This window comes from Janthinobacterium sp. FW305-128 (assembly GCF_020858135.1).
GTDB lineage: Bacteria > Pseudomonadota > Gammaproteobacteria > Burkholderiales > Burkholderiaceae_D > Janthinobacterium.
Window position 1 is genome coordinate 117,865 of record NZ_JACYMK010000008.1, and the last position, 13,866, is coordinate 131,730.

At 61.5% G+C, this 13,866-nt stretch carries 10 protein-coding genes; 5 read left to right on the forward strand and 5 right to left on the reverse strand.

The window, feature by feature from the left end; all coding sequences use genetic code 11:
- Positions 1-77: 77 nt before the first annotated feature.
- Positions 78-1,226 (forward strand): pantetheine-phosphate adenylyltransferase, encoded by a 1,149-nt coding sequence (coaD, locus tag IGS60_RS17670; protein ID WP_230505690.1) that lies wholly within the window; start codon positions 78-80, stop codon positions 1,224-1,226.
- Between the two features lie 32 nt (positions 1,227-1,258).
- On the opposite strand, the gene IGS60_RS17675 is transcribed toward coaD, so the two are convergent.
- From IGS60_RS17675 to IGS60_RS17685, 3 genes are all read right to left on the reverse strand, one after another.
- The gene (locus IGS60_RS17675) at positions 1,259-2,509 is read right to left on the reverse strand and encodes a hypothetical protein (RefSeq protein WP_230505691.1); all 1,251 of its coding nucleotides are present in this window, start codon (positions 2,507-2,509) and stop codon (positions 1,259-1,261) included.
- A gap of 157 nt (positions 2,510-2,666) precedes the next feature.
- The gene (locus IGS60_RS17680) at positions 2,667-3,314 is read right to left on the reverse strand and encodes a 2-hydroxychromene-2-carboxylate isomerase (RefSeq protein WP_230505692.1); all 648 of its coding nucleotides are present in this window, start codon (positions 3,312-3,314) and stop codon (positions 2,667-2,669) included.
- Between the two features lie 15 nt (positions 3,315-3,329).
- A complete protein-coding gene (locus IGS60_RS17685; RefSeq protein WP_230505693.1) occupies positions 3,330-5,528 on the reverse strand; it encodes an OsmC domain/YcaO domain-containing protein in 2,199 nt (732 codons plus the stop codon).
- Between the two features lie 254 nt (positions 5,529-5,782).
- Here IGS60_RS17685 and IGS60_RS17690 point away from each other — a divergent pair, with 254 nt between their 5' ends.
- The gene (locus tag IGS60_RS17690) at positions 5,783-6,178 is read left to right on the forward strand and encodes a VOC family protein (protein WP_230505694.1); all 396 of its coding nucleotides are present in this window, start codon (positions 5,783-5,785) and stop codon (positions 6,176-6,178) included.
- A gap of 118 nt (positions 6,179-6,296) precedes the next feature.
- On the opposite strand, the gene IGS60_RS17695 is transcribed toward IGS60_RS17690, so the two are convergent.
- Positions 6,297-8,699 carry a TonB-dependent receptor gene (locus IGS60_RS17695; RefSeq protein WP_230505695.1) on the reverse strand — a complete coding sequence of 801 codons (2,403 nt, stop codon included), beginning with the start codon at positions 8,697-8,699 and terminating at the stop codon, positions 6,297-6,299.
- A 177-nt stretch (positions 8,700-8,876) separates the two neighbouring features.
- Entirely contained in the window at positions 8,877-9,662 is a 786-nt protein-coding gene (locus IGS60_RS17700) for a PhzF family phenazine biosynthesis protein (RefSeq protein ID WP_230505696.1), read from the reverse strand.
- Positions 9,663-9,804: 142 nt separating this feature from the next.
- Between IGS60_RS17700 and IGS60_RS17705 the strand changes: the two genes are divergently transcribed.
- From IGS60_RS17705 to IGS60_RS17715, 3 genes are all read left to right on the forward strand, one after another.
- Positions 9,805-10,170 carry a DUF6516 family protein gene (locus IGS60_RS17705; protein WP_099408966.1) on the forward strand — a complete coding sequence of 122 codons (366 nt, stop codon included), beginning with the start codon at positions 9,805-9,807 and terminating at the stop codon, positions 10,168-10,170.
- Positions 10,167-10,517: a transcriptional regulator gene (locus IGS60_RS17710; RefSeq protein ID WP_070291776.1), complete on the forward strand. Its 351-nt coding sequence runs from the start codon at positions 10,167-10,169 to the stop codon at positions 10,515-10,517. The genes IGS60_RS17705 and IGS60_RS17710 overlap by 4 nt, the downstream gene beginning before the upstream one ends.
- A gap of 165 nt (positions 10,518-10,682) precedes the next feature.
- Positions 10,683-13,838, forward strand: a complete 3,156-nt coding sequence (locus tag IGS60_RS17715) for an error-prone DNA polymerase (RefSeq protein WP_230505697.1) — start codon at positions 10,683-10,685, stop codon at positions 13,836-13,838.
- Positions 13,839-13,866 lie beyond the last annotated feature (28 nt).

Sequence of the window (13,866 nt, forward strand, 5' to 3'; positions counted from 1 at the left end):
TGGCATGTTGCATTGACGCGCGCGCCGTGGCCCTATATTGTCTGCGAAACAAGCAGAACCAGACCACGGAGCGCAGCATGCAGAGAATCGGATTTTCAGGAACCCTCGACCCCATCACCAACGGCCACATGTGGGTGATCGGCGAAGCGCGTTCGCTCGCCGACGAGGTGATCGTGTTCCTGTCGCAAAACCCCGCCAAGCGTCCCCAATTTCCCGCCGAAGACCGCAAGCGCATCATCGAACAGAGCGCGCGCGAGTGCGGCTGGGACAATGTGCAGGTGGTTATCGTCAAGGGCGACTACACGGCGCGCGCGGCGAAAAAGCACGGCTGCGACTACCTGATCCGCGGCATCCGCACGACGGCTGATTTCGACTATGAAAACCTGATCCAGCAAACCAATGTGGACGTGTTGCAGGGCGCCAAGACGATCTTCGTCATGCCGCCGCGCGACCTCGGCTCCGTCAGTTCCAGCTTCGTCAAGGCGCTGGAAGGGCCTGTCGGCTGGAACTGGACCATGAAGAAATTCGTTCCCGGTCCGGCCTACCAGGCATGGATACTCGACTGCCTGCGCAAGGAGTGGGAAGCGTTGTGGCACTACGCGACCGCCTCGCAAGATGACATCGCCCTGGCGGATCACTGGTTCGCGCACCTGACGGGACCGCAGGCGTATGGCGGCGCGGACCGCCATTATCACAACCTCGACCATCTGGTGCACGGCCTGTCCGAAATCCGCGTGTGGGCCGACAACACCTATGCGCCCAAGCGCGACAGCGCGCTGGTCAAGAAGGCGTTCTGGTTCCACGACGCCGTCTACAGCCACGACGATGATGCCCTGTATTCGAGCGAAGAGGCGAGTGCCCAGCTGTGGCTGGCCAGCGGCCTCGATGCGGGCGACAACCAGGATGTGGCGCAATTGATACGTGCCACCGACCATTTCCAGGGCCCCGGCATCAGCCACGCGTTGAAAGACGCCATGCTCAGCGCCGACCTGGCCATCCTCGGGCAAGATGAAGAAGTGTATCAAGCCTACACGCAAGCCATCGGAAGAGAATACGCGCACGTGGACCCCGCGCGTTTCAACGAACAGCGGGGCCTGGCCCTGCAGCATCTGTGCGCCAAGGCACAGGCGGGCCAGCTGTTTGGCGATGCGTATTTCGCCGACCAGTACAACGAGCGGGCGATTGACAACATGCAGAAAGAGATCGCAGCGCTGGCGGGCGGCTGATCCGATGCGCGGGCGTTTGCCGCCGCCCGCGTCTATTGCGTGGATCGCTTCACCGCATGTTGTACCTGCAGCAGCATCCAGTCGCATTCGAGGCGCAGTTCCGCCTCCCGGTTGTTGATGGGCCCCCAATGGTGGCGATTCTGCCTGAGTCCCAGGGCCGCCAGTTCGACGGCGAAGGCGGGGCAGGATTTGGATAGTTGCTGGAACGCCAGGCCATCCTTTTCCACGCCATGATTTTCCAGATCGCCGGGCCTGCGATGCACGCCTTCCTGGAAAACCGATAGTAGTTCCGTGGAGTTGGTGTACGACGCGTATAGCTGGCGCATCAGCCGCGAGTGCCCGATCAGGTTATAGCTGGATTGGAACAGTCCCGCCTCGGCCGTGCTGGCTGCCGTATTCTTGGCGCTCTTGTCGCGGCCTTCGCAATAGCGGCCTGAACTTTCGCGCATGCCCAGGCCGGTCAGGAGCACATATAAGTGCCGCAGGGTATCGGCGCCATCCTTGTCATTCCGCATCCCCAAGGCCGCGAATTGTCCGCCATACCAGTCCAGCGCATCGTCGTTGTCGTTGCCATGTGCGGCCGCGGCCATTGCCACGGCCGTGGCATCGTTTTCTTGCCAGTTGTGGTATGCCTTGGTAAATGCCAGGGCCATGCCCTTGATGTAGCCTGCCGGCGCGATGCCGCGCTCGGGCCAGTCGTAACGTGCCAGTTCGGAATGGGCTGCAATGTCCAGTATTGTTGCTTGTAACTGGGCCGGCAATTGGGCGGGCACATCAGCTGGCAGCGGCAAGGCCGGTGCCGTCAGCGGGGCGGTGGCGATGTCTGGATCGCTGGGGCGCAGGAAATACTCGGTGCGTGTTTTGTCCTTGCCTGAGGCATAGCGTGTATGGGTCTGCGCCTGCTGGTTGTCGGCGATGCGCATGGCATCGGCGTCGAGGCGTTCCGCCACGAGGTAGATGTGGTCGGCGCCAGGCGGCTTCTTCAGGTCATACGTGACGCCGACATCGCCGGCCTGCTGCTCTCCTACGCCGATGCGCTGCCAGCGGCGCGATTGACTGCCGCTGCCGCCCAGGCGTTGCGCCAGGTGTCCCGCGCCCAAGGTGAGGGGGATATCCACGCCTGCAGAGATCAGCAGTGCGCTCAATGTTGCCGCGCAACCTTTCTCCAGCGGCGGCTGTGCGTTTTTCAGCCCAAGCTCCGCAGCCGCGCGCTGCTGGGCTGCGTGCAGCAGTGCATCGCTATTGGCCGCCGCGATGATTTGTTTGCTCAGTTCCTTGTCCATGGGTATGCTCCAGGTTGTCATCGGAATATGGTTTGTCATCGCACTCCGGTGAAAGTTCACCGTAAGGGATTGATTCCGCCCTGGGTTTGCCGATCAGGATGCAGGAGCCGATTGCGGCCAGGGCAAGCTCGCCCAAGGCCGCCCTGGCGTACAGCGTCTATTGCTGGCCCAGCGAGTAGAGGGAAGCGACCAAGCCGGCGCTACCGCCTGCCCGTATGCCCGCCGCATGCTGCAGCGCATCGTCGAGCCGGTCGTTGCCCCAGAACAGTTCACCGTCACTGATGAAGCTAGGGGCGCCGAACAGCTTGAGCGCTTGTGCCTGCTCGGTCTGGCGGCGCAGGCGCAGCTTGTTGTCCTGCGTTAAAGCCAGCGCCAGGATGGCGCGTGCATCGAGGCCCAGTTCCTGCAAAGCCTCGCTGACGGCCTCGATGTTGTCGATATCGCGGTCCGCGGCAAAATTCATCGCCATCATGCGGCGCGCAAAGGGCGCAATCCATCCCTGGTCCGCGCCGATCAGCGCCACGCGCATGGGCAGCAGGGCCGTGCGGGGGAAGACGCCCGGCTGCTGCCATGGCAAGCCGTACTTTTCGCACTGGCGCGCCATGTCGCGCCACGTGTAGTCGCCCTTAATTTTTTGCAGGACGAAGGGCGACGTCTCCCAGCCCAGCGCCTTGAAGACGACGCCCAGCAGGAAGGGTTTCCAGATCACATGGACCTGCTTTTCGCGCGTCAGCGCTTCGATGCGCATGGCGCTCAGGTAGCTGTAGTTGCTGCCGAAATCGAACCAGAATTCCAGTGCGGCCATGGTATCGCTCCTGGGTCAGGCGGCAGCCGCCTTGGCGCGCGCCGCGTGCAGTTTCTTGAAGCTGTCGATCAGGCGCTGGTGCCTGTCGAGGCCTTCCAGCTGCATGCTGGTCGGGGGCAGGCCGAAGAAACGCACGCTGCCGTTCACCGAGCCCAGCACCGCGTCCATGCGTTCCTTGCCAAACATGCGGCGGAAATTGACCACGTAATCGTCCAGTTCCAGTTCGTCATCGAGTTCCACTTCCAGCACCACGTTCAAGGCTTGATAGAACAGCTTGCGCTCAAGCGTGTTGTCGTTGTACTGCAGGAACGTTTCCACCAATTCCTTCGCTTCCTCGAATTGCTGCAAGGCGAGATGAATCAGCAGCTTCAATTCCAGGGTCGTCAGCTGGCCCCACACCGTGTTTTCGTCAAACTCGATGCCGATCAGGGTGGCGATGTCGCCGTACTCGTCGAGCTCGCTGTTTTCCAGCCGGTCGAGCAAGTCTTCCAGGCTGGCATCGTCCAGCTGATGCAGGTTCAGGATGTCGGCGCGGAACAGCAGCGCCTTGTTGGTGTTGTCCCAGATCAAATCTTCGACCGGATACACCTCGGAATAACCGGGCACGAGGATGCGGCAGGCGGTGGCGCCCAGCTGGTCATACACGGCCGTGTACACTTCCTTGCCCATGTCGGCGAGGATGGCGAACAGGGTCGCCGCTTCCTCGGCATTCGAGTTTTCGCCGTGGCCGGAAAAATCCCACTCGACAAAATCGTAATCGGCCTTGGCGCTGAAAAAGCGCCACGAGACGATGCCGCTCGAATCGATGAAGTGTTCGACGAAGTTGTTCGGCTCGGTGACGGCTTCGCTGGCAAACGTCGGCTGCGGCAAGTCGTTCAAGCCTTCGAAACTGCGGCCCTGCAGCAATTCCGTCAGGCTGCGCTCGAGCGCCACTTCCAGGCTCGGGTGCGCGCCGAACGAGGCAAACACGCCGCCCGTGCGCGGGTTCATCAGGGTGACGCACATCACCGGGTACACGCCGCCCAGCGACGCATCTTTCACCAGCACGGGGAAACCCTGTTCTTCCAGCCCCTGTATGCCCGCCAGGATGCCCGGATATTTCGCCAGCACTTCCTGCGGCACGTCGGGCAGGGCGATCTCGCCTTCGATGATTTCGCGCTTGACGGCCCGTTCGAAAATTTCCGACAGACATTGCACCTGGGCTTCGACCAAAGTATTGCCGGCGCTCATGCCATTGCTGACATATAGATTTTCGATCAGGTTCGACGGGAAATACACGACCTCGCCGTCGGAATGGCGCACGTATGGCAGCGAGCAGATGCCGCGCTCGGCATTGCCGGAGTTGGTGTCGATCAGGTGCGAGCCGCGCAGTTCGCCATCGGCATCGTAGATGTCGAGGCAATATGCGTCGAGAATTTCCTTCGGCAGCGCATCCTTGCGGCCCGGCTTGAACCAGCGCTCGTTCGGGTAATGGACAAAATCCGCGTTGGCGATGTCCTCGCCCCAGAACGAACCGGCGTAGAAATGGTTGTTGCTGAGGCGCTCGATATACTCGCCCAGGGCCGACGCCAGCGCGCTTTCCTTGGTTGCGCCCTTGCCGTTGGTAAAGCACATGGGCGAATGCGCATCGCGGATATGCAGCGACCACACGTTCGGAATGATGTTGCGCCACGAGGCGATTTCGATCTTGATGCCCAGGCCCGCCAGCAGGCCCGACATATTGGCGATGGTCTGTTCCAGCGGCAAATCCTTGCCGACGATATAGGTATTCGCGCCCGGCGCCGGATTCAGGGCCAGCAAGGCCTGGGCATCAGCGTCCAGGTTTTCGACTTCTTCAATGACGAACTCGGGGCCCGTCTGCACCACTTTTTTCACCGTGCAACGGTCGATCGAGCGCAGGATGCCCTGGCGGTCCTTGGCCGAGATATCGGCCGGCAGCTCGACCTGGATCTTGAAAATCTGCTGGTAACGGTTTTCCGGATCGACAATATTGTTTTGCGACAGGCGGATATTTTCCGTGGAAATATTGCGCGTATCGCAATACAACTTTACGAAGTACGCGGCGCATAGTGCTGACGATGCCAAAAAGTAATCGAACGGGCCAGGCGCCGAGCCATCGCCCTTGTAGCGGATGGGCTGGTCGGCGATGACCGTAAAATCGTCGAACTTGGCTTCGAGACGCAGCTTGTCGAGAAAGTTGACTTTAATTTCCATGAGGTAATCCAATACTGTGCTTATGAGTTAGCCGCTATTATCCGTGCTTTCCGCCGTAGGGCAAAGATTGTTCGCCGCGGCAGCGCTGGCCGGGAGCGGTCCCCCCTGTTGTCGTGACAATGCATGAGTTTTTCGGTTCGATAAGTGGCTATCCTCCATGGGAGCAGTACCGGGATGTTGACCGCCACTGAGTCCCATGCGGGTTCACCGTCTTTTTACTTTCGCGTTGCCTACATTACTGTAAGGATGAGCTGATGCAATTGTCTAATTATTTATTCTTTACCACGACGTGCGAACAAGCACTGGGGTTCTACACGCAATGCGGGCTGGGCAAGATTACCGAGGTATTGCGATTTGGCGTCGATGGCATGCCTGTCCCGCATGAAGCCATGCGCGGGAAAATCATGCATGCACGGTTTGAGGGGCCAGGCGTGTTGTTCTTTGCTTCGGATAATGGTGATGCGGAGCCAATGCGAGGGTCTGCGCATATTTTGCAGATGAAGGACAGGCAGTTAACAAAACAGCTGTTTGACAAGTTGGCGGATCAAGGTGTGGTCACGACACCGCTCGCCGTACAGATTTGGGGCGATTATTTCGGTAAATTGACCGACCGGTTCGGGGTGCAGTGGATGTTGAACTGTCCTGTCTGAATTGCCTAGACGAGGGGGAACCATCCCTCGTCCAGCGTCTGCCGACCGGGAGTTGATGCAAAAAAACAGCGGCTGCCCATGCCGGCGCAGCCGCTGTTTCTTCAGGTGGACACGGCGATCAGAACTTCACCCACAGCCGGCCGAAATACGAGGCGCCGTTCAGGCCGAATTGCACGCTGTCGTATTTGAAGCCGTTGTCCGTCTCGTCCGCGTTTTGCGTGGTCGGCTTGACGTTGAAGATGTTGTTGCCGCCAAAGGTCAGCTTGGTATTTTTGTTGATGCTGTAGGTGAAGCTCAGGTCGGCCGAGGTCTTGGCCGCGTAGCGGGCGTTCGGTACGCCCTCGGCCGTGCCGCTGAAGGTGCCCAAGGTTTGCGGGCCAAAATAAATGATGCGCAAGTCCGATTCCAGCTTGCCCGTGATGTAGTCGAAGCCCAGGGTGGCTTTCGCGCGCGGGCCGCCCTGTTCGATGAACAGGCGTTCGCGCTCGGACAGCAGCACGTCTTCAAAGCCCGTCAGCGAGGCGGGCGTCTTGACTTTCGTCACTTCCGTTTTGCTCAAATTCAAGGCCAGGAAGGTGTTCAGGCGGTTGCCGGCGAATTCTCCCTTGTGCGAGGCCGTCAGGTCCAGGCCACGCGTGCGCGTGTCGACGGAATTGACGAAAAATTGCGCTTCCGTCACGCCCAGCAGGGCCAGACGCGCGGCCAGGTCAGGATAGTTACCGGCATTGAAGCGGCCCGACAGCACGATGCGGTCCTTGATCTTGATATTGTACAAGTCGGCCGTCACGGAAATGGCCTGCGTCGGCGTCCAGGTAGCGCCAAACGTAAAGCTGGTGGATTTTTCCTCTTTCAGCTTGGGAATGCCGGCCGCGTTGGCGACGGCGCCGCCGTTCGGCGCCAGCACCACGTCGGTGGCGACGCCGCTGACGAAGTCGGTAAAGGTGGACGAGAAATACACTTGCTGCAGCGACGGCGCGCGGAAGCCCGTGCTGGCCGAGCCGCGCAGCAGCACGTTGGGCGCCACTTTGTAGCTGGCGGCCAGCTTACCCGTCACGGTGGAACCGAAATCGCTGAATTTTTCGTAGCGCAGGGCGGCCTGGGTTTTCAGACGTTCCGTCCAGTCCAGTTCCACGTCGCCATACGCGGCGATGCTGTGGCGTCTGGCCTTGGTGGCATCGCTGGGCTGGAAGCCGGGAAAGCCCTGGCTACGGCCGTTGCCGCCCACGCCCACGCCGTCGGCGTCGATGTAGGAGCCCGGTTCGCCGGCCATGATCTTGTATTCCTCGCTGCGGTACTCGGCGCCGAAGGCCACGTTCATGCCGCTCATCACCGTATCGTAGTAGCGGCTGAAATCGGCGTTGCTGGTCAGCTGCTGGAACGAGAAGCCGCCCGCGTCAAAGTTGCTGGCGCTGACGCCCTTGCCGCCGTTCATCAGGTCGAGGTTGGCGATCGAGGCGTTCAGGGTATGGCTGATGTCGTAGCGCATCTTGTTGTAGCCATAGGTTTGCGAAAAGTCCGCATGCCATTCGCCGATCTGGCTGCGGTGGCCGATGGTGGCGTACTGGTCGTCGATCTTGCCGTTAATGAACGGTACGAAACCGTCCGGGTACATGGCGGCCGAATTGCGCGCAGGGATGTCGTCGCTGCCGATGCCGCCCCGGCCGAACGCGGCGCTGGACGCGTCGCGCGTCTGCGCGCCGGCCGTGAAGTACAGCTTGCCCGTGCCGCTGGTGGCGTAGTCGCCATTGACGTACAGGGTCTTGTTCCTGGACTTGGTGTCGCCGATGATGCGCATGCTGTCCGCGTCGGCCCGGTTCGAGCGGCCCCGGTCCAGGTATTCGCCCGTGATGGCAAGCGTGCCCTTGTCGCCCAGCGCGATGCCGCAGTAGGCGGACGTCATGTAATTCTTGCCGTCGCCTTCGGAATACTGGCTGTAGCCGGCCACCGCTTCGCAGCCCAGGCTTTTCTTCAGTTCGATGTCGATCACGCCGGCAATGGCGTCCGAGCCATACTGGGCGGCGGCGCCGTCGCGCAGCACTTGCACGTTCTTGATCGCCAGCAAAGGAATCGCATTCATGTCCGTGCCCGTGTTGCCGCGGTTGCGCGCGCCAAACAGGTTGACCAGGGCCGTCGTGTGGCGCCGCTTGCCATTCACCAGCACCAGGGTCTGGTCGGAACCGAGGCCGCGCAGGGCGGCCGAATCGATCAGGTCGGCCCCGTCGGCGCCCGTCTGGCGCGTGGAGTTGAACGAGGGCGAGATGTATTGCAGCGATTGCGCCAGGTCGAATTGGCCGCCTTGCTCGGCCACCTTGGAAATCGGAATGATATCGACCGGCACCATCGTATCGGTGGAGGAGCTGGCGACCCGGCGCGAGCCGACCACGCTGACCGTTTGCACGGGACCATCCGTGGCGGCCGCTTCCGTGGACTGGGCCATGGCGGCGGGACTGAAGGCGGCCAGGGCGGCGCTGCCGTACAGGCTGATGAGGATGGCTTTACGCAAGGTGGTGAGGGTCGGCACGCAGTATCTCCAAGTGGCTGATGAGCAAGATTCGTGACTTGATTCTAGTGCCATCATTTCAGCATTCACCAGCGATACTTTGTTTTGTTATTACAAATTTGCTGTAACTGTTGTTTCCTGGTTGATTCTCTTTTGGGCGCTGCCGGGCTTGCCTTGTACTGGTGCGTGATGCCCCGTTCAGGTGCTGCGTTGCACCATGCCGCCCACCCAGATTGCCTGCGTGCTGTATTGCACCTCGATCAGACACGGCTGCTGCGTCACGTAGCCCTGATGCAGGCGCAGCGACTGTTGTCGGTGCGCCGCCAGCGCGCCTGCCGCCACGCCCGTGGCGCTGTCTTCCAGCGCCGGGTCGCGGTGGTTGAAGTTGCGTCCTTCATATTCGCTCTCGCCCGTGCGGCAATACGCATAGCAACCGCTGACCTGATGCAAGGCGCTCCAGTCGGCGATCAGTTCCAGGTTAGGCCGCAGTGCGCGCAGGGTGGTGCGGTCGGCCACTTCCAGCAGCAGCTTCGGGCTGCCGACGGAGGCGATCACGGGCGGCGACAGCAAGTGCATGTGCTGGCCCATCAGTTCCGACGGCACATATTTTTCCAGCATGACGACCGGTGCCGGCTGCGATGTCAAGCCGATGAATATCCCTTCCGCGCGGCGCACCAGCTGCAAGGCTTGCCCGCGCATGGCCGTGCTCACCGTCAGCGCCGGCGGCGCGCCGGGCGCCGTCAGCAGCACATGCGCGGCCGCCAGGGTGGCATGCAGGCACAGGGGGCTGCGCGTGTGCGGATAAAAATAGTCAAGCACGATGGCACCGTCCGCCTGCCGGTCGAGGAAGACGCAGGCGCTGACCTGGCGTTCGCGCGCGAAGGTCTGGCGCACCGTTTCGCTGCTGCCGTCGTTTTCCACGACCAGCGCCGCATTGCCGCCGCCGGGTACGGCGCCGAAACATTTTAATAAGTGGACGATCATGGCGGTCGATGGGCAAGATAAAACATCAGCATAAACGAAAATAAGTGCAAAGCTTCGCGATGTCTTGGCTGGATGGAGTCAAAGGCTGCGCCTATTGACGCTTTCGTGGAAGTGACATATCAGCAGATGATATACTTCCCGCATGAGGACCGATCCTGCCATCGATACATTGCTGGACCTGGATGGTTCCATCCTCGACCAGGATGGGGGTTATTGGATCAAGATAGAAGCCAGGCGGACGGAAGTGTCGGATGAGATTCCTCACGGCATACGCTACTCGCTGACGCTGCACGAACCGTATGGCAAACGCATCCTCGGTTACGACAATGCGCACATGGTAAAGCCGCCAAAGAAATTCAAATATGCGGGACGTATCGTGGCATTCGACCATAAACACCGGCATCCGTCAGATCAGGGAGTGCCATACGAATTCAAGGATGCGCAGCATCTCATCAATGATTTTTTTGCTGACGTGGACCGCATTTTGCTGGAGATAAAAAAGCAATGAAACCGATTTTTATTGGCATCATGCCGCAAGAGAAAATCCGCGAACGCGTGCTCGCCATCGCTCGCGGCATATATAAACCGAAGGCGGATGAGCCCAAGGTCTGGTTCACTTCGATCAAATCGCTGGCGGAAGTCTTGAGCGACGAAAACCGGGCGTTGTTGCACGTGATTCTGGAAACGCAACCGGAATCCATCTCTGCATTGGCTGAAACAACGGGTCGTAAACCGAGCAACCTGTCGCGCACATTGAAAACAATGTCCAATTACGGCATCGTGGAATTGAAACGGGAGCGAAATCAAGTTCGCCCCGTAGCCACAGCGACGGAGTTTCGCATAGTTGCTAACTGATTTGCCGGACTGTCAATGTGGCCTGTCATGCGACAGGCCAAAGCCTAGCGCGGGCCGGCAGACGCTCTATGCGCCCATCAAAATGAACACTATCCGACTGGAGCCGGCTACTTGACTCAGGATGAGTATATTATACTGTGTTTATATACAGTATTGAGGTAGATCATGTGGGGCGCCGTCTTACCCGAGTATGCTGAGTTGTACTGCCTGAGCAATTTCAGCTTCCTGCATGGGGCCTCGCATGCGGAAGAGCTGGTGGCGCGCTCCGTGCAGCTCGGTTACAAGGCGCTGGCCATTACTGACGAGTGTTCGCTGGCCGGCGTCGTGCGCGCCCATGCGGTGGCCAAGCGGGCCGGTTTTCACCTGATTATCGGCGCGCATTTCCATTTGACGCAGGCCGACGGCAGTCCGGGGCCGTCCCTGCTGGCGCTGGTGCGCGATATCGATGGTTACGGCAACTTGTCGGAACTGATCACCATGGCGCGCACGCGGGCGGCCAAGGGGCGCTATCTGCTGACGCCCGATGATTTCACCGCGCCTGCGGCGGAGTTTGCCCATTTGCGGGGCTTGCCCGGCTGTTTGATGATCTTGCTGCCCGGCTATGCGGCCGAGGCGGAAACCATGCGCGCGCAGGGTGAGTGGATGGCGTCCACCTTTGGCCGCGAGCGCAGCTGGATCGGCCTGAACCTGCTGCAGCGGGCGCAGGATGACGCGCACCGCGGCGCCGTGCAGGAGGCGGCGCAGGCGCTGGGCTTGTCCGTGGCGGCCGTCGGCCACGTGTGCATGCACGTGCGGTCGCGCAAGCCCTTGCTCGACACCCTGTGCGCGATCCGCGTGGGCAAACCCGTGGGCGAGTGCGGCTATGCGCTGGCGCAAAATGCGGAACAGCATCTGCGCGCGCGCTTGCGCCTGGCCAATGTGTATCCGCCGCAAGCGCTGGCGGAAACCGTGCGCATCGCCGGTCAGTGCACGTTTTCCCTCGACAGCTTGCGCTATGACTATCCGGACGAGCTGGTGCCGCACGGCCACACGCCGGCGACGTATCTGCGCGAGGAAACGTATGCGGGCGCGCGCCTGCGCTTTCCGCTCGGTATCCCGGCGAACGTGCAGGAACAGATCGAGCAGGAGCTGGAGCTGATCCGGGATCTTTCCTACGAAGCGTATTTTTTGACCGTCTACGATATCGTGCGCTTTGCGCGCTCGCAAAACATCCTGTGCCAGGGCCGGGGTTCGGCCGCCAATTCGGCCGTCTGCTATTGCCTGCACATCACGGAAGTGGACCCGGCGCGCGGCAATTGCCTGGTCGGGCGCTTCATGTCGCGCGAGCGCAACGAGCCGCCCGATATCGACGTCGATTTCGAGCACCAGCGGCGCGAAGAGGTCATCCAATATATCTACGGCAAATATGGGCGCGAACGGGCCGCGCTGGCGGCCGTGGTGATCAGCTACCGGCCGAAGAGCGCCTTGCGCGACAGCGGGCGGGCGCTGGGAATCGATCTGGCCATCGTGGAAAAAGTGACCAAGGCGCATCGCTGGTTCGACGGCAAGCGCGATCTGCTGGAGCGCCTGGCCGAATGCGGGCTGGACCCGGAAGCGGAATTGTCGCAGCAGTGGGCGGGCCTGGCGCAGCAGCTGCTGGGCTTTCCCCGCCATTTGTCGCAGCATCCGGGCGGCTTTGTCATCGCTCAGGGAAAGCTGTCGCGCCTGGTGCCGATTGAAAACGCGACCATGGCCGAACGCAGCGTCATCGAGTGGGACAAGAATGACCTGGAAGAACTGGGCTTGATGAAGGTCGACGTGCTGGCGCTGGGCATGCTGTCGGCCCTGCGCCGCGCCTTGGAGCTGGTCAGTGGGCGGCGCGGCGAGGAATTTCGCCTGCAGGATATTCCTCGCGAAGACCCCGCCACCTACGACATGATGTGCCAGGCGGACACCATCGGTGTATTCCAGATCGAGTCGCGCGCGCAGATGAGCATGCTGCCGCGCCTGCGGCCCCGTGAATTCTACGACCTCGTCATCGAGGTGGCGCTGGTGCGCCCCGGGCCCATCCAGGGCGGCATGGTGCATCCTTATCTGCAGCGGCGCCAGCAGAAAGAGCCGGTCGAGTATCCGAAGGGCCTGGACAAGGCGCTGGGGCGCACCCTCGGCATCCCGATTTTCCAGGAGCAGGTGATGCAGGTGGCCATCATCGCGGCCGATTTCACGCCCGGCGAGGCGGACCAGTTGCGGCGCGCCATGGCGGCCTGGAAACGCAAGGGCGGCATGAACAATTACAAGGAACGCATCGTCGAAACGATGGTCAAAAATGAGTATAAACGGGAGTTCGCGGAGGCCATCTTCAGCCAGATTGAGGGCTTTGGCGAATACGGTTTTCCGGAGTCGCACGCGGCCAGTTTCGCCCTGCTGACGTACGCCAGTTCCTGGCTGAAATGCCACGAACCGGCTGCCTTCCTGTGCGCCTTGCTCAACAGCCAGCCCATGGGCTTTTATAGCCCTTCGCAACTGGTGCAGGATGCGCGCCGCCATGGCGTGCAGGTGCTGCCCGTCGACGTGGCCGTCAGCGGCTGGGAGGCGGCGCTGGAAGCGCCGGCAGGGCAGGGCGGGCAGCGTGATGCACCGGCCGTGCGCCTGGGCTTGAATAGCCTGTTCGGCATGCGCGCGCAGGCTGCCCAACGCATCGAGGATGCGCGTGCCATCGCCGCCTTCGTCGATGTGGCCGACCTGGCCCGCCGTGGCGGCCTGGACCGCCATGACTTGCAAGTGCTCGCTGCCGGCAACGCGCTGCATGCGCTGGCCGGGCACCGGCGCGAAGCGCTGTGGCAGGCGGCCGGCGCCGTACCCGACAGGGACTTGCTGCGCGATACCACGCAAGAGGAAGATTTGCCCGTGCTGGCCGCGCCGACGGAAGGCGAGAGCATCGTCAGCGACTACCGCGCGCAAGGCCTGACCCTGGGCCGCCACCCGCTGGCGCTGCTGCGCAAACAATTGCTGGAACAGCGCTTCATGCCGGCGTCCACGCTGATGACGTACACGAGCGGGCAAGTGGCGCGCGCCTGCGGCATCGTCACCGTGCGCCAGCGTCCGGGCACGGCCAAGGGCGTCATCTTCATGACCCTGGAAGACGAGACGGGCACGGTCAACGTCATCGTCTGGCCCGACCTGGTGGCAAGCCAGCGGCGCGAAGTGCTGAGCGCGCCGCTGCTGGGCGTGTACGGCGTGTGGCAAAGGGAGGGCATCGTGCGCAACCTGGTGGCCAAGCACCTGGTCGATATGTCGCACTTGCTGGGGCGCTTGCGGACCAGCAGCCGCGATTTTTGCTGAGAGTTGCCGGCGGGGAGGAGGGCATGGC

Excerpts from the sequence above, each read along its gene's own strand:
- coaD (WP_230505690.1), top strand. The coding sequence starts at position 78 with ATGCAGAGAATCGGATTTTCAGGAACCCTCGACCCCATCACCAACGGC.
- IGS60_RS17675 (WP_230505691.1), bottom strand. The coding sequence starts at position 2,509 with ATGGACAAGGAACTGAGCAAACAAATCATCGCGGCGGCCAATAGCGAT.
- IGS60_RS17680 (WP_230505692.1), bottom strand. The coding sequence starts at position 3,314 with ATGGCCGCACTGGAATTCTGGTTCGATTTCGGCAGCAACTACAGCTAC.
- IGS60_RS17685 (WP_230505693.1), bottom strand. The coding sequence starts at position 5,528 with ATGGAAATTAAAGTCAACTTTCTCGACAAGCTGCGTCTCGAAGCCAAG.
- IGS60_RS17690 (WP_230505694.1), top strand. The coding sequence starts at position 5,783 with ATGCAATTGTCTAATTATTTATTCTTTACCACGACGTGCGAACAAGCA.
- IGS60_RS17700 (WP_230505696.1), bottom strand. The coding sequence starts at position 9,662 with ATGATCGTCCACTTATTAAAATGTTTCGGCGCCGTACCCGGCGGCGGC.
- IGS60_RS17705 (WP_099408966.1), top strand. The coding sequence starts at position 9,805 with ATGAGGACCGATCCTGCCATCGATACATTGCTGGACCTGGATGGTTCC.
- IGS60_RS17710 (WP_070291776.1), top strand. The coding sequence starts at position 10,167 with ATGAAACCGATTTTTATTGGCATCATGCCGCAAGAGAAAATCCGCGAA.
- IGS60_RS17715 (WP_230505697.1), top strand. The coding sequence starts at position 10,683 with ATGTGGGGCGCCGTCTTACCCGAGTATGCTGAGTTGTACTGCCTGAGC.